The organism is Micromonospora wenchangensis (genome assembly GCF_002210435.1).
GTDB classification, from domain to species: domain Bacteria; phylum Actinomycetota; class Actinomycetes; order Mycobacteriales; family Micromonosporaceae; genus Micromonospora; species Micromonospora wenchangensis.
The window spans coordinates 1-23,754 of record NZ_MZMV01000083.1; the positions used below are offsets into that span (position 1 = coordinate 1).

Below are 23,754 nucleotides of genomic sequence, written 5' to 3' on the forward strand. Positions count from 1 at the left end.
CGCCGACCGCCGCGCGACGGAGCCCCGCCGGCACGGCGGGCACGACCGGACCGGTCGCGGGTCGGCGGACCGCGACCGGGCCGGGGCCGCCGCCGGTGGTGAGCTGTGGCCGCAGCCCGTGCTGCGGCTGCTCACCACCGGTGGCGACCGGCCGGTGTTCGAGGACGGCGACCGGACCGTCGGCGCGGCCGAGCTGGCGGACCTGGTCCGGCGGATCGCCAGCGGGCTGCGCGCCGCCGGCATCGGGCCGGGTCGGGCGGTGGCGTTACGGATCGGGGTCACCCCGGAGGCCCTCGCCGGTGTCCTCGCCGCGTTCACCGTCGGCGCGCGGGTGTCCGGCATCCGGCCGGAGCTGACCCCGGCGCAACTCGACCGGCTGCTCGCCAGCGACGACGCGCTGCTCGTCGACGACGCCCGGCTCGCCACCCTGGCGAGGACCACCGACGACGGCAGCCCGCTGGTCGCCGCCGGCCGGCCCGGCGACGTCGCCCGGATCACCTGGACCAGCGGCAGCACCGGCCACCCCAAGGGCTGCGCCCAGACGTACGCGGCGATGGGCGCGGCCTGGGCGGCCCACCCCGACCGGTGGCCACCGGCGATCGCCGAACTCGCCCCCCGACTGGGGCGCTACCTGGTCTTCGGCTCGCTGAGCAGCCAGGTGATGCTGGAGTACGGCATCCTCACCCTGGCCGCCGGGGGCACCCTGGTCGCCGCCCGCCCACCCGGCTTCCCCGGCATGATCACCCGGCACCGGGCCACCGCGAGCGTGATCACCGTCGGCAAGCTGCACCAGCTCGTCCGCGACCAGCGCGCCGACCCGGTCGACCTGGGCAGCCTGCGGGCGCTCGTGGTCTCCGGCTCGCCGCTCACCGCGTCCCGGCTCGCCGAGGCGCTCGACGTGCTCGGCCCGGTCGTCTTCCACGGCTACGGCCAGACCGAGACCGGGATGATCTCGATGGTCACCCCGACCGAACTGCTGGCCGACCCGCGCCGGCTCGCCTCGGTCGGGCGCGCCCCGGCGGTGGTCGACCTGTCCGTCCGCGACGCCGACGGCCGCCCGGCGACCGAGGGTGAACTCTTCGTCCGGACCCCGGCGCAGGCCGGCGCCTACTGGGGCGACCCGGCCGAGAGCGCCGAGGTGTTCACCGACGGCTGGGTGCGCACCCGCGACCTGGCCCGGCTGGACGCCGACGGCTACCTGCACCTGTACGGCCGGGCCCGGGACGTGATCATCGTCAACGCGAACCTGGTGTACGCCGGCCCGATCGAGCGGCTGCTCGCCACCGACCCCGCCGTCGCCGAGGCGTACGTGGTCAGCCGTCCCGACGACGTCACCGGCGAGGCGGTGCACGCGTACGTGGTGCCGGCCGGCGGTGGCCCGGTGGACGTCGACCGGCTACGCGCCCTGGTCGCGGCAGAGCTGGGTGCGGCCGCCGTCCCGACGACCGTCGAGGTGATCGCCGGGGTGCCGGTGGGGCCGAGCGGCAAGCCGGACAAGCGCGCCCTGGGCGTGACCGTCGGTTCCTGAGCGGCGGCTACCGCTTCCGCGCGACGAGCAGGTACTCGTGCGCCCGGTTGTTGACCATCGGGTCCCCGTCGGTGACCGGGCGCGGATAGAGGTGGATGCGCTCGTCGCCGAGGGTGAGGTGACCGCCGAGCACCCGGCCGACGTCCCACGCCAGCGGCACGAACCGGTCGGCGACCCGCCGGTTCTGTACCGCGACGACCGCGTACGCGCCCCGCTTGAGCACCCGGGCCAGCGCGTGGAACGCGTGGTCGAGGGCGGTCAGGTAGGCGGAGTAGTCGCGCAGCGCGTAGAACTGGCCGTCGTCCGGGGAGTCGGTGTCGAGCGCGGTGCCGAAGTAGGGCAGGTCGGTGACGAGGAAGTCGACGCTGCGGTCGGGCACCGGGGGCCGGCGCGCGTCACCGCAGATCACCACCTGGCCGGGGTACGCCTCCAGGCGGCGCGCCGCCTGCTTGGCCCGGTCCGGGGAGATCTCCAGGCCGATGCCGCGCCGGCCGGTGACCGAGGCCGCCACGAGGCTGGTCCCCCACCCGGCGAACGGGTCGAACACCAGGTCCCCGGGCCGGCTGAACTCGGTGATCAGGGGCGCGATCTGACTCACCCAGCCGCACTGGCCGGCGGCTGCCGGTGGCGCGTGCCGCGGATCGTCGCCGGTGAGGACCACCCAGCTGGCAACTCCCATCAGTGACTCTCCCTGACTCGTACGAGGTCGGCGGCGCGACCGTCGGAGGAACCGGCGGCGGGTGCGCCACCGGGCGGACCGGCGGCGGGACCGCCGGGTGGGTCGACGGCGGGACCGCCGTGGGGTCCGGGAGCGGTGTCCCCGGGCGCGGCCGGGGTCGGCCCGCCGGTGGTCTCCGGTGTGGACGGTGCCCGGACCGCCACCGGTGGCAGGTGGGGTTCGAGGCGCAGCACGCCGAGGGCCGACACCGCCACACCGGCCGCCAGCACGAGCCACATGCCGGTCGGCGACAGCGACAGCAGCGCGGTCAGCACCGCGGGCGCCAACGCGCCCGGCACCGCCCAGGACAGCTGGTAGACGGCGAGGTGCCGGCCCCGGGTCTGCTCGGGGGCCGCGTTGACCACCAGCGCGGACGCGGTCGCCCCGTGCAGGAGTTCCCCGACGGTGAACAGCGCGGTCGCGGCGAACACGCCGGCCAGCAGGACCGCGCCGCCGGCCGTCGCGCCGAGCACCGCGAACGACACGAACGACAACCCGAACACGCCGGCCCCGGCCGCCACGGCCCTCGACCGGCGGAACCGGGTCAACGCCCGGGTGACCGGGATCTGCGCCACCGCGATGCCGATGGTGTTCACCGCGTAGAGCGCGCCGACGAGCGAGGCCGGCTGCCCCAGGTGCAGCGTCACGTAGACGGGCAGGCTCACCGCCAGCACCATGTAGCCGAACGCGGTCGGCACGTTGAGCAGGGTGAGGGCGAGGAACGGGCGGTTGCGCGCCACCAGCCGGTAGCCCCGGCCCGGCGTCGTCCGGGGGGTGCCGCCGGGTCGGCGGTGCACGGGGATCGCGCGGATCAGCCCGGCCGCGATGGTAAAGGCGACCGCGCTGGTCAGCACGATCACGGTGAACGCCCGGTCGGCCTGCACGGTGAGGGCGGCCCCGGCGAGCAGGCCGCCCGCGCCGAGCCCGGCGTTGCGCAGGCTCCGTTGCGCGGCGATCAGCCTGTCCCGGGCGCTGCCGCTGGCGATCTCGGCGACCAGCGAGTGCACCGACGGGGAGAACGACACGTCACCGAACGCCACCACCAGCACGGCCAGGAACAGCGGCCCCGCCGAGTCGACCAGGGGGTAGCAGGCGAAGGCGGCGGCGCGCAGCAGGTAGCCGCCCACCACCACGGCCCGCGCGCCGAACCGGTCGACGAGCACCCCGGTCAGCGGGTTGGCGATCAGGCCGAGCACCGCCGCCGCGCTGACGATCGCGCCGACCCGCCCCACGGACAGGCCGGTGCTGTGCTGGAAGTAGATCAGCGACAGCGGCAGGTACATGCCGCTGCCGGTGGCGTCGATCACCATCGCCGCCATGTAGCGGGCCTGGACTCCCCGGCCGGTCACGACGCCTCCCCGATCTGGATCTGCGCGGCGACCTTGTCGCCGAGCCGGCGGAGCCGCGCCTCGCACTCGGTCCGGGTCGGGGCGGCGGCGACGGCGGCGGTGAGGAAGTCGGCCGACCCGGCGGCCGGGGGGATCACCTGCCCGGGGCGGGCCCAGCACCAGAACCGGCGTACCCACGGCTCGGTCGGCGGGCTGGGCACCGTGCGGACCAGCCCGGGACGTTTCATCATCAGCATCTGGCCGGACATGCTGCGCGGGCGCGGTCGGGCGTCGCCGGTGAGCCGGTCCAGCGCCGGTACGGGCAGCCCCAACTGGGTCCGCAGCTCCGCCTCCGCCAGGTTGACGCCGAACATCACCTCGAACACCTCGCGGATCTTCGCCCCGCCGCTGCGGCAGGCGATCTCGCAGAGCACCAGCCGGTCGTCGGGGGTGTGGAACACCTCCGCGTGGAAGGCGTGGTCGGTGAGCGCACCGGGTGAGCGGGTGAGGGCGGCCAGCACCCGGTCGACGAGGTCGAGCAGCCGCCCGGTGAGCGGGTCGTCCGGGTCGAGGGTGACGTCGATGCGCGGGCCGGGGTCGCTGCCGAACGAGGCGAGGTCGTACTGGTACTGCGACGGCCAGGCCAGCACGGTGCGGCCGGCCCGGACGAACCCGTCGACGTGGCACATCCGGCCGGGCACGAACCGCTCGACGAGCAGGTCGTCGCGGTCGCCGTCGCGGTACAGCTCGTCCAGGTGGGTGCCCAGCTCTGCGGCGGACCGGACGATGCGCAACCCGACGGAGTTGTAGCCGGCCCGCTGCTTGAGCACCACCGGGTACCCGTGGTCGGCCGCGAACGCCCGTACCTGCCCGGCCGTGGTCGCCAGGGTGTGCGGGGCCACCTCGATGCCGGCGGCCACCGCCTGCTGCTTCATCAGCAGCTTGTCGCGGAACGGCCGGATGTCGGCGGGCCGGGGGCCCGGCAGCCCGAAGCGTGCCCGCAGCTCGGCGGCGAGTTCCAGGTCCGCCTCGTGCAGGGCGACGACGTGCCGGGGCCGGTGGCGGGCGGCGAGCGCGGTGGCGCGGGCCGCCACGTCCCGGTCGTAGTGGTCGAGCACCTCCAGGTGGGCCAGGCCCAGGGTGTCGGTCGGCACCTGCTCGCCGAAGGACTCGATCTTGTCGCGGGCGGCGAGCACCACCGCCGGCTGGTCGTGGTCGGCCAGCCAGTCCCGGTACGGGAACGGCTCCAGCGGGTTGCGGTGCAGGATCAGCACGCTCACCTACCCCACCGCCCCGGTCAGCTGGGGCACCTCGGCGACCCTGGCCAGGTGCTCGACACCCCGGTCGTCGCGGATGCGGATGCGGATGAACTCGTCGACGAGCCGGGCCCCCCGCTCGGCGGCGGCGGCGACGGTGGGGCCGGTGACGGCGACCAGGCCGAGCCGGTCCCAGTTGTCCCGCAGCGGGCGCACCTCGTCGCCGGGCCGGGCACCGATCCGGACCGCCAGGACGTCGGGTTGGCGGGCCGCCTCCTGCACCCCCTCGACGGACAGCACCCGACCGGGTGGGCCGACGACGGCGCGCACACAGCCGGCACCCCGGGGGGCGGGGCTGTCCGGCAACGGGTCGGCCAGGCGGAACGGCCAGCCGACGGCGAGCCGGTCCAGGTCGATGCCGTACACCGCGCGGACCAGTTCGGGGATGGCGTCGCCGCCGTAGCGGTGGTGGCCCTCGATGATCCGGGCCCGGGTGCCGCTGAGGCGGACCTCGGTGTGGCAGGGGCCGTCGGTGAAGCCCAGGTGGTCGAGGAAGGTGGCGACGCACTCGCCGACCCGGTCCCAGGCGTCCTCGGTCAGCCGGGCCGGCACGGCGTGGCCGAGTTCGGCGAAGTGGCCCGGGTCGGTCATCTTCTCGGTGATCGTGACGACCACGTGCCGGCCGGCGAAGCTGAACGTCTCGACGCTGAACTCCCGGCCGTGGACGTACTCCTCCATCAGGAAGTCGTCGAGCACCAGCAGGGTCGACACCCGGTCGGTGCGGGTCCCCCGCAGCCGGCACACCTGCTCCCACACGGCCTCGTGCCCGGACGGGTCGTCGACCCGGAACACCCCGATGCTGGCGGTGGCGGCGGTCGGCTTCACCACGAACGGGTAGCCGTGCCGGACACCGAAGGCGCGCAGGTCGTCGAAGTCGCGCAGGGGCGCCGCCGCGACCGCCTCGGCGTCGCGGCGGACCAGGTGGCGACGCATGGCCAGCTTGTCCCGGAACCGGCGGGACACCGGGTACGTGGTGCCGTCGAGGCCGAGCAGGTCCCGGGCGCGGGCGGCGACGTCCAGGCCCGGCTCGGTCAGCGACACCACCTGGTCGATGCGCCACCGCTGGTGCAGCCGGGTCACGACCGGCGCGGTGAGCGTCCAGTCGGTGTAGTCCAGCACCTCCACGACGTCGGCCACCTGCCGCTGCCGTTCGGTGATCTTGGTGGGGTGCTGGAGCAGGAGCACCCGCAGACCGAGTTCCTTCGCCGCGACGGCGGTGTCGTCGACGCCACCGACGAGAAGCAGTGTCCGCACGGGACCGTCCCCTCCGAATCTCCGGCGTCTCACGGACGCTCCGACCACATGCTCAGGTAGCGCTCCCCGGTGTCGGGGAGGATGACGACGATGCGCTTGTCGACGCTGCCGCGCCGGCGGGCCACCCGCAGCGCCACGTGGGTGGCCGCCCCGGAGGACACCCCGGCGAGGACCCCGACGCGGCGGGCCAGCCAACTGCTCGTCTCGGCCGCCTCGTCGTCGGTGACGGTGACGACCTCGTCGATCAGGCCCAGATCGGTGGTGGGGGCGACGAAACCGCCGTTGAACCCGGGGATGGCGTGGGTGCCGGCCGTACCCCCGGACAGCAGCGGCGAACCCGCCGGCTCCACCGCGACCGCCAGCAGCGCGGGGTTGCGCTCCTTGAGATAGCCGGCGGTGCCGCTGAGCGTGCCGCCGGTGCCGACCCCGCAGACCAGGACGTCGACCTGGCCGCCGGTGTCGGCCCAGATCTCCGGGCCGGTGGTCTCCCGGTGGGCCCGGGGATTGTCGTCGTTGTCGTGCTGCCGGACGAACCACGCGCCCGGCGTCATCGCGCAGATCTCCTCGGCCTTGTCGACCGCGCCCTGGTAGCGCGCCTCGCGCGGGGTCAGCACCACGTCGGCGCCGAACCGGCGCAGCAGGCCGATCCGCTCCGGGGTGGCGTTGTCCGGCAGCACGATGATGCAGCGGTGCCCGCGCGCCGCGCACAGGGCAGCCAGCGCGATGCCGGTGTTGCCGGACGTCGCCTCCACGACGACGCCGCCGGGGCGCAGCCGCCCGTCGGCCTCCGCCGCGCGGAGCATGTAGAGCGCCGCGCGGTCCTTCACGCTGGCGGCCGGGTTCGCGCACTCCAGCTTCGCCAGCACCTCGGCGCCGGGTGCCCGGTGCGCGACGGGAAGGCGCAGCAGGGGTGTGTTGCCGACGAGGTCGTCGATGCCGTCGGCGATGCTGGGTAACGGTCTCGGTGCGAGGGTACGGGTCGGCTGCGCCATGGCGGTCTCCACCTCCTACAGGGGCCGGACGTCAGTAGTTGGGCACCTTGCGCAGCAGGTGCTGCCGTTCGACGATCTCCGGCTGGTAGACCTGCGCCTGCCAGCGCTGCTCCTCCACCGGTTCCAGGGCGATGGACACCACGTTCGGGCTGCACCCGAAGGCGGTGGTGACCGCCTCGGTCAGCTCGTCGACGAGCTGCTGCTCGGTGTCCCGGTGCAGGTCGACCGGGAAAAACTTGATGTTGATGTGCGGCATCGGATCCTCCTCGGGGGTACGGCTGGTCAACGGGGTGCGGGGTGCGGTGGGGTAGCGGCGGCCACGGCGGCGGCGAGGCGGGTGACCACCCGACCGGCGGGCTCCGGCCGGGCGGACCGGTAGCCCGTCCCGGCCCAGAGCGCCATCTGCTCGGCGTCGCCGCGGGCCGCCGCCGCCACGCGCAACGGTTTGGTCAGGTGGTGGACCTGCGGGTAGGCGGCGGGGGCCAGCGCGTCGAAGGAGTCGACGAACCGGTTGCGCAGCCCCCGCGCCGGTCGGCCCGAGAAGGCCCGGGTGACGACGGTGCCGGGCCGGCCGGGCTCGGTCAGCGCGGCGCGGTGCGCCGGGTGGGTGCCGGCCTGCGGGGTCAGCAGCAGCGCGGTGCCGACCTGCACCGCCGACGCGCCGGCCGCGACCACCGCGTCGACCTGCGCCGGGCCGGTGATCCCCCCGGCGGCGATCAGCGGTACCGCGACGGCCCGCCGGACCGTGCCGACCAGTTCGGCCGTGCCCGGCTGCGGGTCGGGACGACGGTCGGGGGTGAAGCTCGCCCGGTGCCCGCCGGCGTCGGCGCTCTGCACGCAGAGCGCGTCGGCCCCGGCCGCGACGGCCACCCGCGCCTCCGCGACGTCGGTGACCGTGACGACGACCTGCGACCCGGCGGCGTGCAGCCGGTCGACGACCGCCCGGGGCGGGCAGCCGAAGGTGAAGCTGACCACCGGCACCCGCGCGTCGAGCACCACCTCGATCTTCTCGGCGAAGTGGTCGGTGTCCCGCTCGGGCGGCTCGGGCAGGGTCACCCCCCGGTGGATGGCCTCGGGCAGCAGCGCCTGGCGGAACCGGGCGACGGCGGCCCGGTCCACCGGCCGGGACTCCGGCACGAAGACGTTGACCCCGAACGGTGCGGTGGTGCTGCGGCGGACCCGGTCGATGTCGGCGGCCAGGTCCGCCGGGCGGAGATAGCCGGCGGCCAGGAAACCGAGCCCCCCGGCGTCGCCGACGGCCGCGACGAGGGCGGGCGTGCTGACTCCCCCCGCCATCGGCGCGCCGAGGACCGGACGCGCCAGGGGGCCCGGCCCGCTCACGGCCGCCGGCCCTCGGTCGCGGGGATCGACCGCGCGCCGACCGTCCGGTGGCGGTGCAGGACCCGGTCCACCAGCAGGTCGGCCGCGCCGACGTAGCCGGCCGGGTCGAGCAGGTCGGCGACCTCGGCCGGGTCGAGGACGGCGGTGACCCGGGGGTCGGCCGCCACCAGGTCGCGCAGCGGCTGCCCGGTCTGCACCGCCCGGCCGGTCAGGGTGGTCAGCAGTTCCTTCGCCACCGCCTTGCCGAGCAGCGGGGCGAGCCGCACGGCCAACCGCTCCGAGGCCATGAACTCCCCGGCGAGGTCGAGGTTGGCGCGCATCCGGTCGGGGAACACCGTCAGCCCGGCGGCCAGCTCGGCCGCCGCGTCGGCGGCCCCGCCGGCCAGCCGCAACGCCTCCCGGAACGGCTGCCACTCGGCGTGCCAGGCCCCGCCGGGACGTTCGTCCTCGGCGACGAGGCAGTGTGCGACGGTCGCGGCGAGCAGCGGCAACTGGGTGGCCGCCGCCCGGATCCGGGTCGCCAGCACCGGGTTGCGTTTGTGCGGCATCGCCGAGGACACCCCGCGTCCCGGGCCGGTCGGCTCGGCCAGCTCCCCGATCTCGGTACGCGCCATGACCTGCACGTCCGCCGCCATCGCCCCGAGCACGCCGGTGGTGAGGCCCAGCACGCCCGCGACGGCGTGCAGGGGCGTCCGCACGGTGTGCCAGGGCGCGTGCGGTTCGGCCAGGGACAGTTCCGCGGCGAAGGCGTGGATCAGCTTCTCGGCGTAGCCGTCGTCGGTGTCCCCGGCCAGGCGGGCGAACTCCAGGTACGCGCCGAGGGTGCCGGCGGCCCCGCCGAGCTGCACCGGCAGCCCCTCGGCGAGCAGGGCGTGGATCGCCTGCCGGGCGTCGAGGACACCGGAGAGCCAGGTCGCCGCCTTCAGGCCGAACGTGGTCGGCACGGCGTGCTGGGTCAGCGTCCGGCCGGCCAGTGGCGTGCCCCGGTGCCGGTCGGCGAGGGTGGCCAGCGCGTCGGCGGTGGCGGCCAGGTCCGCGTCGATCACCCGCAACGCCCGCTCCGCCACCAGGATCAGCGCGGTGTCCAGGATGTCCTGGCTGGTGGAGCCGCGGTGCACGTACTCCGCGGCGGCCGGGTCCAGCGCCGTGACCAGCTCGGTGAGCGCCGCGACCACCGCGACCACCGGGTTCGCCGTCTCGGTCGCCCGGCGGGCCACCGCGTCGAGGTCGATCCGGCTGGCGTCGGCGACGGCGGTGATGGTGTCCGCGTGTTCCCGGGGCACCACCCCCAGCCGGGCCTGGGCCCGCACCAGGGCGGCCTCCGCGTCGAGCATCGCCTGCAGGACCGCCCGGTCCCGGACCGCGTTCTCGATGCCCCGGTCGGCGCTGCTGGGGCTGAGCAGCCCGTGGTCGAAGCCTTCGGTCATGTCGTCACCGCTCCCGTCGTGGTGGCCGCCTGCGCGGTGAGGGCGAGCACCGACAGGCTGATCGCGTCCGCGTCGCCGAGCATCACCGAGTTGACGCCCGGCCGCGCGCCCGCCGCGGTGGCCCAGTGTGCGCCCTCGGTGGGCACCCCGAACACGAACCGCCGGGTGTGTCGCTCGCCGGCCGCGGACACCGGGTGGAACGGCCGGCCGGTCACCGCCAGCCCGCCGGTGACGTGCGGCTCGGCCTCCCGGTCGGGCACCACGTGCGGCGCGCAGGACCGGTGCGCGAGCATCCAGCCGAGCAACGGGTCGGCGGTACGCCGCAGGTCCACCTCCGGCAGCCGCGCCTCGATCATGGCGGTCACCACGTCCCGGCTCCCCGGCGTACGGGGCGACTCGACGAGGAACCCGGCCTGCTCGGGGCACGGCGTCACCCGCATCTCGGCCCCGACGATCCGGAGCACCCCGGCGCGGATGAGCGCGGCCAACTGCTCGACCCGGTGGGCCGGGGGGCCGATGCTGAGGAAGGCGTTCATCGGGGTGTACCAGCGGTCCAGGTGCTGCCGGTGCGAGGCGCCCCGCAGCCCGCCGTGGTCGACGGCGAGGCGGACCTCGTTGCGCAGGTCGCGCAGGACGTCCATGGCCGCCTTGAGCGGGCCGCTGACGTTGCCCTCCTCCGCCGTGCGGGCGTCCTCGTCGAGGTAGCGCAGCATCCACTCCTGCAACGCCGCCGGCCCGGTGAAGGTCTCGTCGCGGGCCGGGTCCAGCACCGTGTCCCAGTCCCACCGCTCGGTGATCCCGAAGCGCTGGCGGATCTCGTCCTCCCGCGCGTCGCCCCGGGGCACCCGGAGGTACTCGGCCTCGAACCGGCGGGCCTTGCCGCGGCAGCCGGCCCGGCGCAGCACCGCCACGTAGAAGGCGGTCTCCACCTCCTTGGCGATCAGCGGCCACAGGTCGGCCATGAAGTCCATCGCGGTCGCGTCCCCGGCGGCGCGCAGTTGCTCGACCCGCGCGACGGTGAGCACCCGCGGCTCGTGCCGCCCGTGTGCGCCCTTCTCGTTGCGGCCCCGCGCCCGGTACGGCAGGCCGCGGCGGGAGCCGGCCAGCAGTTGCGGCTCCAACCCGGACGGCAGGTAGGTCAGCCGGCCGTCGTCGGCGCGGACGTAGCGGCCGGCGCGTCCCTCGGTGAGCAGCGCCAGGTAGTCGAAGAAGCAGAGCCCGAGCCCGCGCAGCAGGGTGGGCTCGCCGGGCCGCACCATCGACAGGTCCACGTCGGCCGGGTTGGCCGGCAGGATGTACGTCAGCCCCCGCTCGACGGCGAACTCGGCGAGCGTCTGCTCCTGCGCGGTCGGGGTGACCGGGTAGTGGCCCTGCGCCAGCACCACCGCGTCCAGGCCGGGGAGCCGGTCGCCGGTCTGCAACTGCACGCACTGCCGGCCGTCGGACTCGTCCCACAGCGCGACGGCGACCGTGGCGTGGGCGCGGACGGTGACGTTGGCCGGCGCGGTGCCGACCACCCGCTGGTAGACCCACGACAGGTAGTGGCCGAACAGCCGGCGGGTCGAGTAGGTGTCGGGTCCCACCGCGCGCAGTTCCTCGGCGACGTCGGCCGGGAACTGGCCGAGGTCGCCCATCAGCACCTGGAACCGGGCCCACTCGTAGAGGCTGGGGCCCTCGCTGAGGCGGCCGGTCATCTCCACGGTCGGGTCGGTGAACACGGTCACCTGGGAGGCCACGGTGTTCATCAGCAGCCGGTCGGACTGGTCGGCCCGCCACACCCGGCCCGCCCCGGGCGGGTACGGGTCGACGACGTCGACGCGTACCGGCCGGTCGGGGTCGGCGGCGGCGTTGCTGACCAGGCGCTCCAGCACGCAGAGCCCTCGCGGCCCCATGCCGACGATGCACACCGACAGCGGATCACTGGTAGACATCGACGTCCTCCCGGTAGCCGCCGCTGAGCAGCGCGCGCAACGGGGCGGCGGCCTTCAGCAGCATCTCGTCGAACTCCCCCTCCGGATCGGAGTCGAGGATGATGGCCCCGCCCGCGCCGACCCGCATGCCGTCACCGGACAGCACCGCGGTGCGGATCACGATGTTGAGGTCGGCGGTGCCGTTGCAGCTCAGGAAGCCCAGCGAGCCGGAGTAGATGCCCCGGGCGGTGGTCTCCAGCCCGTCGATGATCTCCAGCGTCCGCAGCTTCGGCGCCCCGGTCATCGAGCCGCCGGGGAAGCACGCCTCGACGCAGTCGACGGCGGTGGCCTCCGCCCGCAGCCGGCCCCGGATGGTCGAGACGAGCTGGTGCACGCTCGCGTACGACTCGGTCTGCATCAGCTTGGGGACGGTGACGCTGCCGACCTCGCACACCCGGCCGAGGTCGTTGCGGAGCAGGTCGACGATCATCAGGTTCTCGGCGCGGGTCTTGTCGCTGGTGGTCAGCTCGTCGCGCAGCGCCGCGTCGACCGTCGGGTCGGGGTGCCGGGGCGCGGTGCCCTTGATCGGCTTGGTCTCCACCACCCGGTCGGCGGTCAGCCGCAGGAAGCGCTCCGGGGAGGAGCAGGCCACCTCGATGTCGCCCAGCCGCAGGTAGGCCGAGTAGGGGGCCGGGTTGTACCGGCGCATGGCCCGGTAGAAGGCGAACCCGTCGCGGGGGCGGGGCAGGCGCAGCCCGTTGGTCAGGCAGATCTCGTAGCTCTCCCCGGCGACCAGTTCCCGCTTGCAGGCGGCGATGTCGGCCAGGTACTGCTCCCGGTCCCGTTCCAGCGACGCGACCAGCGAGCTGGTGTCGACCGGCGGCGGGGTGAGCGGGGTGACCGGTCCCGCCTCGGGGATGGCGGTGAGCTGCTCGGCGACGGTCTCGATCCAGTCCTGCGCCGCGTCGTCGCTGCCCTCGCTGCCGTCGGACAGCGCCACCAGGTAGGTCTGCCGGTCCCGGTGGTCGACCGCGACGAACCGGTCGGCGAAGATCCAGTACGCGTCCGGGGTGTCGGCGCGGTGCGGCCCGGCAGCGCCCAGGTCGCCCTTCAGCTCGTAGCCGAAGTAGCCGACGTAGCCGCAGGTCAGGTCGGTGGGCAGGGCCGACGAGTCGAGGTGGATGCCGGCCAGCCGCTGCTGGAGGTAGGACAGGATGGTGCCGGGCACCCGGGTCGGGGTGCCGGCCGCCGAGGCGACCTCGACCGCGCCGGTGCCGACGTCGTAGCGGACCACCTCGGACAGCGGCCCGGAGGCGTCGCCGAGGTAGGAGAAGCGGGACAGTCCCTCCTCGACCCGGGCGCTGTCCAGCCAGAAGGCGTGGGTCGAGTCCCGGAACAGCCGGGTGAACGCCTGCTCGGCGTCGGTCTCCCAGCCGAGGGTGCGCACGTGCAACCGGTGCGTCGGCGCGGCGATGGGCGGCGGGGCGGCCACCTGGATGCTCTCCCGGGCCTGGTGGGCCCGGGTCAGGTCGCGGAAGTTGCCGAGCAGGGTCTGCCCGTACTCGGTGCAGATCGACTCGGGGTGGAACTGGAGCCCCCACATCGGCCGGTCGACGTGCCGCAGCCCCATGATCACCCCGTCCTCGGCCCAGGCGGTGGCGACCAGTTCCGGGGGCAGGTCCGACACGCACAGCGAGTGGTAGCGCACGGCGGTGAAGTGCTGCGGGATGCCGGTGAACAGGCCGTCCCCGTCGTGGGTGATCGACGCCAGGTGCCCGTGCCGGGGTACGGGCGCGGAGTGCACGGCCGCGCCGTGCCCCGAGGCGATGCCCTGGTGGCCCAGGCAGACGCCGAGCACCGGCACCGGGGATTCCGCGATGACCTGTGCGGAGAAGCCGAAGTCCTTCTCCCGGTCGGGCCGGCCCGGTCCGGGCGAGATGACCACGTTGTCGAACCGGCGCAGATCCAGGGTGGACACGGCCGGGTCGTCGTGGCGGACGACGGTGGGCTCGACGCCGTTGACCACGGCGATGAGCTGGAACAGGTTGTAGGTGTAGGAGTCGTAGTTGTCGACCAGCAGGGTACGCACTGATGCCTCCTCCGCTCGGGTCACGAGGTGTGTGGGGACTGGTGTTCAGCGGTGCATCGCGGTGACGAGCGCGTCGACCACCGCGTCGGCCTGCTCGTGGTTCAGCCGCGGGTCGCACAGCGACCGGTAGGCGCGGCCGAGCTGGCTCTCGTCGACCACGCCCGCGCCGACGCACTCGGTGACGTCGTCCGCGGCGATCTCCAGGTGCAGGCCCGCCGGCTCCCGGCCGTGGCTGCGCAGCACCTCGACGAAGGTGGTCAACTCGCCCACGATGGTGTCCAGGTGGCGGGTCTTGACCCCACCGGCACCGCGGACGGTGTTGCCGTGCATGGCGTCGCACATCCAGGCGACCGGGTGCCCGGCGTCGGCCACCGCCCGGACCAGGGGCGGCAGGTGGTCGGCGATCTGCCGGTGGCCCATCCGGCTGATCAGGGTGAGCCGGCCGGGCCGGCGGTGCGGGTCGAGCAGGGCGCAGATCCGCAGCACCTCGTCGACCGTGGCGCTGGGGCCGACCTTGACCGCGACCGGGTTGCCCAGCCCCGCCAGGAAGTTCAGGTGGGCGCCGTCCACCGCACGGGTGCGCTCACCCACCCAGGGCAGGTGCGTCGAGCGCAGGAACCACTCGCCGCTGGCCTCGTCGAGGCGGGTCAGCGCCTGCTCGTATTCGAGGATCAGCACCTCGTGGCTGGTCCGTACGCCGCCGCCGGCCGCCGACAGCTCCGCCACCACCTGCCGGGCGGTGTAGTAGCAGGACAGCAGCCGGTACGGGTCGGCCTGGCGGGCGGCGGCGGTGGCCTCCGGCTCGTTGACCATCAGCCCGCGGAACACCGGCAGCAGTTGGCCGTCGACCGCCTCGAAGGGCTCCGAGCGGGGCTTGGCGAACTGGCCGGCGAGCCGCCCCACGCCGATGGTCGGGCGGCGCAGCTCGTGGGCCAGGCGTTCGCCGAGGGCCGTGATGGCCCGGTGTTTGGCCCGTGCCGAGGTGGTGGCGGCCATGCCGAGCGGCTCGGCGCAGTCGCCGGCCTGGAGCACGAACGCCTCACCCGCGCCGGCGCGGGCGATGTCGTCCCTCAGTCGCCTGATCTCCGCGACCTCGGTCAGCGCGGGCAGGCCGGACAGGTAGTCGGCGACAGCGTCGAGTTCGTCCCGGTCCGGCCAGGTCGGCTGCTGCGCGATGGGCAGCGTCCGCCAACCGGCGGGACTCCAGCTGTCGTTGGTGGGCGCCTCGGGGCGCCGTACGAGAAGCTGTGGTGATGGCATGAAGTCTCTCCCCCTGTATTCTTCGGGGCGGCCCGGTCACCGAAGAAGGCGCCGCGATCCGGTACGGACCGTATAGGCGCAAGAGACGATTGGCACAGGGCCATGTACGCCATCTCGCTAGTACCACTGGGATTGGCACCTGACTATTTGGCTACATGGACCTTTGGCCCCGGGGGAACGACTTATACGCTCTTCCTCATTGCAGCCCGGCTGTTCGAATGCGAACGACCGGTGAACTGCTCCACAACCGTCGTCAGGCGGGTCACGCCGGAGAGGATCTTCTCGGGTGGGGTGGCCGCGTAACCGAGGACCAGGCCCCGTCCGATCCCTTCGAGTTCGTCGCCGAACGACGACAGTGGATAGACCCGTAACCGTGCCTCCCGACCCAGCCGGGCCAGGCGTTGTTCGTCGGCGGTGTCGGGCAGGCTGGCGACCAGGTGGGTGCCGCGTGGGGCGGTGTCGATCGTGACGAACCCGTCGAGCCGGCCGCGTAGCGCGCCGACGAGAATGTCGCCGCGTTCCCGGTAGACGTCGCGCATTCGGCGTACGTGCCGGGCGAGGTGATTCGCCTCGATGAACTCCGCCAGCGCCGCCTGGGTGAGGATGTTGAGCGAGTTGACCGTCGCCCGCTGCACCTCGGTGACGATGTCGACCAGATCCGGGGGGACCACCAGATAGGCCAGGCACAGCCCGGGGAAGAGCACCTTGCTGAAGGTCCCGACATAGATGACGCGCCCGTCCTCGTCGCCCTGGTGCAGCGGCGGGCCGGGATTCTCCGCCCAGAACTCGCCGTCGTAGTCGTCCTCGATGATCCAGGCGTCGTTGTCGCGGGCCCAGGCGAGCACCTCGGCCCGGCGGGCGGCGGACATCCGCACCGACAGGGGGAACTGGTTGTTGGGCGTCACCACCGCCATCCGCGCGTCCGGGTGGCGGGCCCTGCCCACGGCGACGCACATGCCCTCGGCGTCGACCGGGACGGGGCAGGTGTCGGCCCCGGCCGAGTGCAGGGCGCCCCGGATGGCCTGCAGGCCCGGGTCCTCGACCAGGACCTTCTCCCCCGGTTCGAGCAGGGTCAGGGCCATCACGTGCACGGCGATCTGGGCGCTCGGCTGGATGATCACCTGTTCCGGGGTGCACCGGACGCCCCGCATCAGCCCCAGCATGGCCGCGATGCCCTTGCGCAGCGGCCAGTAGCCGGCCGGGTCGCGGTGCGTGTAGAGGGCGCTGGTGAGCTGGTGCGACTTGCTGAACATGATCTGGCCCCAGACCTTGGACGGGAAGAGGTCCAGGGCGGGCATCCCGAGGGTGAACGGCCGGTCCGGGTAACGCAGCTGGTCGTGCGCCGGGGTGAAGTAGGCCGACGCCTCGGCCATCCGGCGGGCGGCCCGGGTGATCCGCAGGGGGGCCTTGGTGGCCGGGCGGGGCAGTTGGGACTCCATCTCCCGCACGCTCTGCCGGGTGGCCACCCGGGTGCCCGAGCCCACCCGGCCGTCGAGATAGCCCTCGGCGAGCAGCCGGTCGTAGGCCACCAGCACGGTGTTGCGGGAAACCCCCAACTCCTTGGCCAGGGTACGGGTGGCCGGCAGTCGGGTGCCCGGGGTGAGTTGACCCGCCTCGATGCTCCACCGTAACTGTTCGTACAACTGTTGGTAGAGCGGCGCCGTTGAATGACGGTCGATGAGGAAACCGCTTCCCGGCAGCGCGGGAGACTCACGTGGCATGCATTTGTCCTTGCCCGATCGGGCGCGGCCGGGATTGCGTGTGCACCCGGCCGCGCTGACGATCCATCTCCCGACCGAGGCGGCTCAAGAAACGGAAATGACCATGCCTACAACTTAGCTACTGACGGAAGCGCGACGGACCCGGCCGGTAGGACGATTCCTGACACAAGTTTGTCCAACTGGGCCGCGTTGTCCACGATGTACGGAAAGGTGGTGCTGGAGTCGACTGTTCCGCTCTCCGGCCGGCGCGGCAGGGTCACCGGCATCGCCGAGTCCAGAATGGACCGTCCCGCCGGCCGGGGGGCGGTGAGGTCGACGACGCCACCCGCGGCCAGCGTCCGGTAGGTGGCCAGTTGGCCGGTGAGGCTGCCGAGCCCACCCGCCGCGACCACCGGCCGGCGTTCCGGCTGCCGGACGGCGGAGTCGAGAGCGAACCCGGTCAGTCCCACCACCAGCGGCGAGCGACCCGGGTCCAGATAGGCGATCTTGCAGACGTCGTCCTGGTCGGCGCAGATGTCCGGCCTGACGCTGGCCTTGGCCGGCTCGGTCAGGTCGACGCCGAGCACCCGGTAGCGCGGACGCTCCCCGGTCAGCCGCTCGTGACACTGCAACACCGCCGCGCCCGTGGCGTCGGTCAGCACCACGTCCGGATCACCCAGCAGGTCGGCCGACCAGGGGCTCGGCGTCTGGATCGGCGTCGAGATCACCACCGCGCCGACGATCAGCCCGGCGATCAGGGCGACCAGCCCCTCCGCGCTGCCCATGGTCAGGATGGCCAGCCGGGTCTGCGCGCCGTCGCCCGGCTCGCCGATCCGGCTGGCCAGCGTCGCCGCCTGGCGCAGCAGGTCGCCGTAGGTGATCGACGACTCGCTCTGGTTGGGCAGCTGGAACCGCACCGCCTGACCGGTGGCCCACCACCCGTCGGAGAGCAACTCCTCAAGCCAACGCATGATCCCTCGCTCCGGTCGTCACGACGCCCTTGGACTTCAACAGGAACAGCGACAGGTTGCCCTCGTGCGGAATGCCGGGCGCGCCGTCCCAGGGCAGGGTCAGCCCGCAGGTGACCTTACGGACACTCGGATCGGCCACCACCGCGGCCCGCAGGTCGGCGTCGTCGGTCAGCAGGTTGAGCACCAGCGCGTCGCCGAGGGCGGCGGTGCCGTCGGTACGCCGCCAGGGCGCCACCACGACGAACGGGAACGGCAGCTCCACGCCCACCGCCGGATGCCGCGGGTCGTCAGTGGACAGCACGGTGGGCAGCGGCCGGTGCGACCCGTCCGGCAGCCGCACCAGCGGGTCCGCGCCGGCCGCCGTGTGCACCACCGCCCCGCCGCCGGTCAGCCCGGCGAGCTGCCGGCGCAGGCCCTCGGCACGGGCCGCGTCGACGACGGGCAGGGTGGCGTCGGGAGCCGACACCTCCGGGCTGGCCAGCGCGTCGAAGCGGGCGGCGAGCGCGGCGGCGACCTGCCGGGGGTCACCGGTGGTCAGCACCAGGGAGATGTTGTTGCACCGGGTTCCGCCGTCGTGTGCCGCGCTGACGGTGAGATGGTCGAGGACCTCGTCGGTCAGCGGCCGGTCGAGCAGGACCCGGCTGCGTCCCGGCCCCCGGGTGGTGACCGTCGCGCTGTCGGCCCACCGCCGTACGGCGTCGCTGCCGCCGTACACGATGCCCCGGTCGGCGGCCTCCAGGAGGTACTCCCCGACCGCGCGCTCGCACGGCAGGTAGGAGATCCGGTGCTCCGCCAGGCCGGCGGCGAGCAGGGCGAGGGTCAACCGGCGGGCGGTGAACGGCTCCCGGGTGCCGGGGCGCACCAGCACGCTGTAGCCCAGCGCCAGCGCGTGCAGCCACGAGTCGTTGGGGGCCGGGTGGTTGCTGGCCATCACGGCCGTGAAGAGCCGACCGGCCGGCACCCAGGCCGTGTCGTAGCCGTCGCCGAGCCGGGTGCCGGGCAGCTCGGCCCGGGTGGTGGCGGGCAGGTGGGTGAGGCTGCGCACGATGTCGGCCACGGCGTTGCGGACGGTCACCCGGGGCAGGCCGGCGGCGAGCGCGACCCGCCGCTCGTACTCCTGCGGGGTCTCCCCGTCGAGGTCGGCGGTGGCGAACAGGTCGGCGGCCCGCAGCAGCAGGTCGTGCCCGACCGGCGTGCCGTCGGCCGACCGCCGGGCCCGGGTCACCGCACCGACGGCCATCAGCCGTGGCGCCGTCCCCACCTCGCCCAGCAGGTCGCCCCGGACGTCGACGAGCGGGGCCCGGTCGAGGCTGCGCACCGGCCGGCCGCAGACGATCGGCTCCACCACGATGCCGGCCACTCAGTACACCCCCTCGATCACCCGTACGTCGCCCACCTCGGCCACGGTGCCGACCTCGGCCAGCCCGTCGACCGTGGCGTCGCCGACGGGCTCCACCCGGACGGCGGTGTCCCGTTCGATGACGTTGGGCAGGAACATCTCGTCGCTGACCAGACTCAGCCGGACCCGGCCACGCTGACCGTAGTCGACCACCGCGCCGTCGTCGTCGACCAGGTCGATCCAGACCGCCTCGGCGTACGGCTCGAACACGCACAGGTGCCGGTCGTCGGGAAGCCGGGGCCGCTGCGGGGCCACCCCCATCAGGGTGTTGCCGTAGATGCCCACGATCGTGGTGTCCGGGAAGAACACCTCCTCCACCTGACGCAGGCTCTCCGGACTGAACGAGGTGCCGGCCCAGATGATCGTCTCGACGTTCCGCTCGACGGCCGCGTGCAGCTCCGGGTCGGCGCAGATCGCCTCGATCAGCGGGGGCGTCGTGCTGAGCACCTTGACCGGCTGCGAGCGCAGCACCTCGGCCGCCTGGTCCAGCAGGTGCCGCACGTACCGCTTGACCGTATCGGCCTCCCCCGCCGCCACCAGCTTCTTGACCCAGCGCGGGTCGAAGTCGACGGTGTGGAACAGGCCGTTGCCCAGGGCGGCGTAGCGGGCGCAGTCGTAGGCGAAGACGTGCGGCCCGCTCGGGCCGAGGTGCAGCCAGTGCGCCGGGTCGGCGATGTGGTGCGCCCGCAGCCGCTGCATCGCCCAGGAGAGCAGCCGACGCCGGTAGTCCCGGTCGACGATGCGCTTGGGCGCCCCGCTGGTCCCGCCCGACTCGTACACCCGGAAGCCGGTGCCGGTCAGGCCGCGCGGGATCAGGTCGCCGACCGGCACGTGCCGCAACTGGTCGGTGAGGTCCGGGAACCGCACCAGGTCGGCGGCGGTGTCGATGTCGCGTAGCGGATCGAAGTCGAGCAGCCCGCGCTGGCGCAGCCAGAACGGCGAGCCGGTCTGGGGGTCGAAGTGCCATCGCAGCAGCCGACGCAGCCGCTCGTCGAAGGTCTCGACGGGGCTCGACGCCACCGCCGCCGTGGTCATCGTGTTCATGCTCGCTCCTCGCCGATCGTCTGGTGGATGAACCCCGGTCCGCCTCAGTGGGCGGCGACCGCGGGCTCCGGGTAGGACATCGACAGCCCGATCTCGCGGGTGGCCGCGAGCTCCTGCGACACCTCGGTCAGCTTCTCGCCGACGCGCTGCACGGAATCCACGCCGAGCGGGAGCCGGAACGGCGGCTGCGGGTTGCGGCCGAGGTCGATGATGGCCGCCGCCGCCCGCGCGGGGTCGCCGGCCTGCGCGTGGTTCTGCCCGACCGACCAGGCGCGGACCCGCCCGGAGGTCTCGGCGTACTCCGGGAACTCGCGGCCGGCGAAGTGCAGCGAGGAGGGGTCGAGGAAGTCGGTCCGGAACAGGCCGGGCTCCACCAGGCACACCTGGACGCCGACCGGCTCCAGTTCCACCCGCAGCGCCTCGCTGAGCCCCTCCACCGCGAACTTCGTCGCCGCGTAGACGCCCCAGCCCATCTTGGCGCTGAAGCCGAGGACCGAACTGATGTTGATGATCCGGCCCCGGCGCTGCCGTCGCAGCACCGGCAGCACGCTGCGGGTGACGTTCAACAGGCCGAACACGTTGGTGTCGAACACCGCCCGGGTCTCGGCGTCGGTGGCCTCCTCGACGGCCCCGAGCAGGCCCCGGCCGGCGTTGTTGACCAGCACGTCGATGCCGCCGAAGCTCTCCACCGCGGCGAGCACCGCCCGGTCGGCCTGGGACTGGTCGGTGACGTCGAGCGGGACCACGAGCAGCCGGTCGGGGTAGGACAGCTCGGCCAGGCTGCTGGTGTTGCGCGCCGTGGCGACGACCTGTTCGCCACGCTCCAGCAACTGCCGGACGATCTCCAGGCCGAAGCCCCGTGAGGCGCCGGTGACGAACCAGACGGACATGCTTCTTCCCTCCTGTGGCACGGGCCGACGGGCAGTCGGCCGGCGGTGTGGTCAGATGGTGTGGGCGGCCTTGCGCGCGTCCTCGCGGGCGCGGTCGAGGTCCGCAGCCAGGGAACCGGTGAAGTCGGTGGGCCGCAGCGCGACCTCGATCACCGGGTCGACGCCGATGGTGCGCAGCCAGTAGTTGAGGTACGCCGACTGGAAGTCGACGCCGAACTCCGGCGGGCACCCGGGGGTGTAGACGCCGCTGGTGTAGACGACACAGGCCCGGCGGCCGGTGAGCAGGCCCTGGTAACCGTGTCGCGGATCGAGGCGGAACGTCAGCCCCGGCTGGGTGACGATATCGATGAAGTGCTTGAGCAGGTAGGGGATTCCGAAGTTCCACATCGGCACGGAAAACAGATAGTGGTCAGCATCGGTGAACCGGCGGACGAGGTCCCGGGTCTGTTGCCACGACATCGCCTCATCGGCGGAGCCGGTCGTGCCGGAGATGGCGTTTTTCTTGGCCGCCACCGCGACCGCCCCCACCGGGGGCAGGGTGGTCGCGGAAAGGTCCAGCACGTCGAGTGTCGCCTGCGGGTGGCACTCGAGGAATGCGTCGACAAACGCCTCGGCCACGGCGGCGGAGCGGCTTCGCGGGCCGGTCGGAGTGGCCTTGACATGCAGCAGTCTGGTCACCTCTCGACCCGCCCCCGCTGCGTACCGGACAGGGCCGCCCCGGACCGACCGCAATGACCGCCGAGGGCTGACGAAGGTGTCATGTTTGCACTCTCTGTGTCGCCGGAGGGACGGAACGTCAGGAAGGCTAACCCACCGGTTGCGGGGCAACCAGAGCCATTTTTCGGCCGCAGACAGTGCCACTGGGCAGCCCGCTGCCCAGCATTGATGTCACGCCGTGAGCACACCGTCACGCCATGTGACGAAATGCCCTCGGAAAAGCCCGGTTATAGACGCCCATCATCGGAACGGATCGCCGGAATGCATCATTTCGCGTTAACCATCCGGTGTCGGCAACCTGACCCGTCAGTTACGAGTCAGCTTTCCGTATTCAACCCGGTGACGATGCGGAGAGCCGGCCGTAAACGGCGGTGACACACCCACCGGTCGCGTTTCCCACCAACGCCCCGCACACCGCGACCGGGCCGACAAATGGCACCCCCGATCCGCCGGACATGGACATGTCGGGCGGCAGAATCCGCTGCTACGGTCGGTGACCCGCCCGGGCCCCGCATTGACGGCGCCGGCCGGCGGACCAGCCCTCTCCCGCTCAGATCCGGAGATCTCATGAAGTCCGTAGCCACCCCGGCCGAACTCACCGTGGCAATCGTGATGGCCGACATCGCCCTCGTCCTGCTGGTAGCCCACCTGTTCGGCGGAATCGCCAGGCGGCTCGGGCAGCCCGTGGTGATCGGCGAGATCGTCGCCGGCATCGCGCTGGGGCCCAGTCTGCTCGGCCTGCTCCCCGGCGACCTGACCGCCGTGCTCTTCCCCGCCGCCGCCCGACCGTACCTGTCGGCCATCTCGCAGGTCGGCCTCCTGCTGTTCATGTTCCTCATCGGGTGGGAGTTCGACAGGCGCATGGTCTCCCGGCACAAGAGCCTCACCCTGTCGGTGTCGGTGTGCTCCATCGCCCTCGCCTTCACCCTCGGCGTCGGCCTGGCCAACCTCATCTACCCCCGGCACGCCACGATCGCCGGCAAACCCGTGCCGTTCCTGGCGTTCGCCCTCTTCCTCGGCGCCGCCATGGCCATCACCGCGTTCCCCGTGCTGGCCCGCATCCTGCGCGACCGCCGGCTCAACCACACCCGGGTCGGGGTGCTGGCGCTGGCCAGCGCCGCCATCGACGACGTGCTGGCCTGGTGCATCCTGGCGGTGGTCGCCGCCGTCGCCACCGCCCGCGACGCCACCGACCTGGCCCAGGTGGTCCTCATGTCCGCCGGCTACGTCGCCGTGATGGCCTTCGCCGTCCGCCCCGGCCTCGCCGCCCTGATCCGCCGGGTGGGCCCCAACACCTACCAGCTCGCCGCCATCACCGCCGCCGGCGTCTTCCTGTCCTCCTACGCGACCACCTGGATCGGCATCCACGCCATCTTCGGGGCCTTCGCGTTCGGGTTCGTCATGCCCCGCCAGCCCGCCGAGGCGCTGATCAAGCACGTCCGGGTGCCCTTCGAGAACATCGGCCTGGTCCTGCTGCCGGTCTTCTTCATCGTCACCGGGCTGAGCGTCGACATCGCCGCGCTGAGCCTGACCAACCTGCTCGAACTCACCGCCATCGTCCTGGTCGCCTGCGTCGGCAAGATGGCCGGCGCGGCCCTGCCCGCACGCGCGTTCGGCCTGTCCTGGCCGCAGGCACGCCGGCTGGGCGTGCTCATGAACACCCGGGGGCTGACCGAGCTGATCGTGCTCAACATCGGCGTCTCCCTCGGCGTCCTCGACGGACAGATGTTCACCATGATGGTCGTCATGGCCCTGGTGACCACCGCGATGGCCGGACCGCTGCTGGCCACCCGCGCCGCGTCGAGCGACGAGACGCCCGTGCCGGCCGCCGAACCAGTACCGGTCGGCCGCTGAACACCGTGGGGCCGGC

Annotated in this window: 19 protein-coding genes; 2 read left to right on the forward strand and 17 right to left on the reverse strand. The window is 73.4% G+C overall.

Annotated features, from left to right (window positions below):
- Window positions 1–1,528 (forward strand): class I adenylate-forming enzyme family protein (locus tag B5D80_RS29785; RefSeq protein ID WP_342747150.1); only part of this gene is annotated, 1,528 nt, incomplete at its 5' end.
- 7 nt (window positions 1,529–1,535) lie between these two features.
- Here B5D80_RS29785 and B5D80_RS29790 read toward each other — a convergent pair.
- From B5D80_RS29790 to B5D80_RS29870, 17 genes are all read right to left on the reverse strand, one after another.
- Window positions 1,536–2,207 carry a TRM11 family SAM-dependent methyltransferase gene (locus B5D80_RS29790; protein ID WP_088647258.1) on the reverse strand — a complete coding sequence of 224 codons (672 nt, stop codon included), beginning with the start codon at window positions 2,205–2,207 and terminating at the stop codon, window positions 1,536–1,538.
- Window positions 2,207–3,595: an MFS transporter gene (locus B5D80_RS29795; protein ID WP_211291702.1), complete on the reverse strand. Its 1,389-nt coding sequence runs from the start codon at window positions 3,593–3,595 to the stop codon at window positions 2,207–2,209. The genes B5D80_RS29790 and B5D80_RS29795 overlap by 1 nt, the downstream gene beginning before the upstream one ends.
- Complete coding sequence (locus B5D80_RS29800) at window positions 3,592–4,854, reverse strand: ATP-binding protein (protein ID WP_088647259.1); 1,263 nt, start codon at window positions 4,852–4,854, stop codon at window positions 3,592–3,594. The genes B5D80_RS29795 and B5D80_RS29800 overlap by 4 nt, the downstream gene beginning before the upstream one ends.
- Window positions 4,855–6,144, reverse strand: coding sequence for an ATP-grasp domain-containing protein (locus B5D80_RS29805; RefSeq protein WP_088647260.1), 1,290 nt, complete (start codon window positions 6,142–6,144; stop codon window positions 4,855–4,857).
- Between the two features lie 29 nt (window positions 6,145–6,173).
- Window positions 6,174–7,136: a cysteine synthase A gene (cysK, locus tag B5D80_RS29810; RefSeq protein WP_088647273.1), complete on the reverse strand. Its 963-nt coding sequence runs from the start codon at window positions 7,134–7,136 to the stop codon at window positions 6,174–6,176.
- 31 nt (window positions 7,137–7,167) lie between these two features.
- A complete protein-coding gene (locus tag B5D80_RS29815; protein ID WP_088647261.1) occupies window positions 7,168–7,392 on the reverse strand; it encodes a tautomerase family protein in 225 nt (74 codons plus the stop codon).
- A gap of 26 nt (window positions 7,393–7,418) precedes the next feature.
- Complete coding sequence (locus tag B5D80_RS29820; protein ID WP_281253508.1) at window positions 7,419–8,477, reverse strand: nitronate monooxygenase; 1,059 nt, start codon at window positions 8,475–8,477, stop codon at window positions 7,419–7,421.
- The gene (gene pcaB / locus B5D80_RS29825; RefSeq protein WP_088647262.1) at window positions 8,474–9,904 is read right to left on the reverse strand and encodes a 3-carboxy-cis,cis-muconate cycloisomerase; all 1,431 of its coding nucleotides are present in this window, start codon (window positions 9,902–9,904) and stop codon (window positions 8,474–8,476) included. The genes B5D80_RS29820 and pcaB overlap by 4 nt, the downstream gene beginning before the upstream one ends.
- Window positions 9,901–11,835 carry an FAD/NAD(P)-binding protein gene (locus tag B5D80_RS29830; RefSeq protein ID WP_088647263.1) on the reverse strand — a complete coding sequence of 645 codons (1,935 nt, stop codon included), beginning with the start codon at window positions 11,833–11,835 and terminating at the stop codon, window positions 9,901–9,903. The genes pcaB and B5D80_RS29830 overlap by 4 nt, the downstream gene beginning before the upstream one ends.
- Complete coding sequence (gene pabB / locus B5D80_RS29835; protein ID WP_088647264.1) at window positions 11,822–13,903, reverse strand: aminodeoxychorismate synthase component I; 2,082 nt, start codon at window positions 13,901–13,903, stop codon at window positions 11,822–11,824. The genes B5D80_RS29830 and pabB overlap by 14 nt, the downstream gene beginning before the upstream one ends.
- Window positions 13,904–13,948: 45 nt before the next feature.
- A complete protein-coding gene (locus B5D80_RS29840) occupies window positions 13,949–15,163 on the reverse strand; it encodes a 3-deoxy-7-phosphoheptulonate synthase (protein WP_088647265.1) in 1,215 nt (404 codons plus the stop codon).
- Between the two features lie 182 nt (window positions 15,164–15,345).
- Window positions 15,346–16,884, reverse strand: coding sequence for a MocR-like pyridoxine biosynthesis transcription factor PdxR (gene pdxR, locus B5D80_RS29845; protein WP_088647266.1), 1,539 nt, complete (start codon window positions 16,882–16,884; stop codon window positions 15,346–15,348).
- A 107-nt stretch (window positions 16,885–16,991) separates the two neighbouring features.
- Window positions 16,992–17,834 (reverse strand): acyl-CoA synthetase family protein, encoded by an 843-nt coding sequence (locus tag B5D80_RS29850; protein WP_088647267.1) that lies wholly within the window; start codon window positions 17,832–17,834, stop codon window positions 16,992–16,994.
- Window positions 17,821–19,194: an aldehyde dehydrogenase family protein gene (locus B5D80_RS29855; RefSeq protein ID WP_088647268.1), complete on the reverse strand. Its 1,374-nt coding sequence runs from the start codon at window positions 19,192–19,194 to the stop codon at window positions 17,821–17,823. The genes B5D80_RS29850 and B5D80_RS29855 overlap by 14 nt, the downstream gene beginning before the upstream one ends.
- Complete coding sequence (locus B5D80_RS29860) at window positions 19,195–20,277, reverse strand: phenylacetate--CoA ligase family protein (RefSeq protein ID WP_211291703.1); 1,083 nt, start codon at window positions 20,275–20,277, stop codon at window positions 19,195–19,197.
- Window positions 20,278–20,321: 44 nt separating this feature from the next.
- The gene (locus B5D80_RS29865) at window positions 20,322–21,167 is read right to left on the reverse strand and encodes an SDR family NAD(P)-dependent oxidoreductase (protein WP_088647269.1); all 846 of its coding nucleotides are present in this window, start codon (window positions 21,165–21,167) and stop codon (window positions 20,322–20,324) included.
- 51 nt (window positions 21,168–21,218) lie between these two features.
- Window positions 21,219–21,845: an FMN-dependent NADH-azoreductase gene (locus tag B5D80_RS29870; RefSeq protein WP_158224269.1), complete on the reverse strand. Its 627-nt coding sequence runs from the start codon at window positions 21,843–21,845 to the stop codon at window positions 21,219–21,221.
- 606 nt (window positions 21,846–22,451) lie between these two features.
- On the opposite strand from B5D80_RS29870, the gene B5D80_RS29875 reads away from it, so the two are divergent.
- On the forward strand, window positions 22,452–23,738 hold the full coding sequence (locus B5D80_RS29875; RefSeq protein WP_158224270.1) for a cation:proton antiporter: 1,287 nt from the start codon (window positions 22,452–22,454) through the stop codon (window positions 23,736–23,738).
- Window positions 23,739–23,754 lie beyond the last annotated feature (16 nt).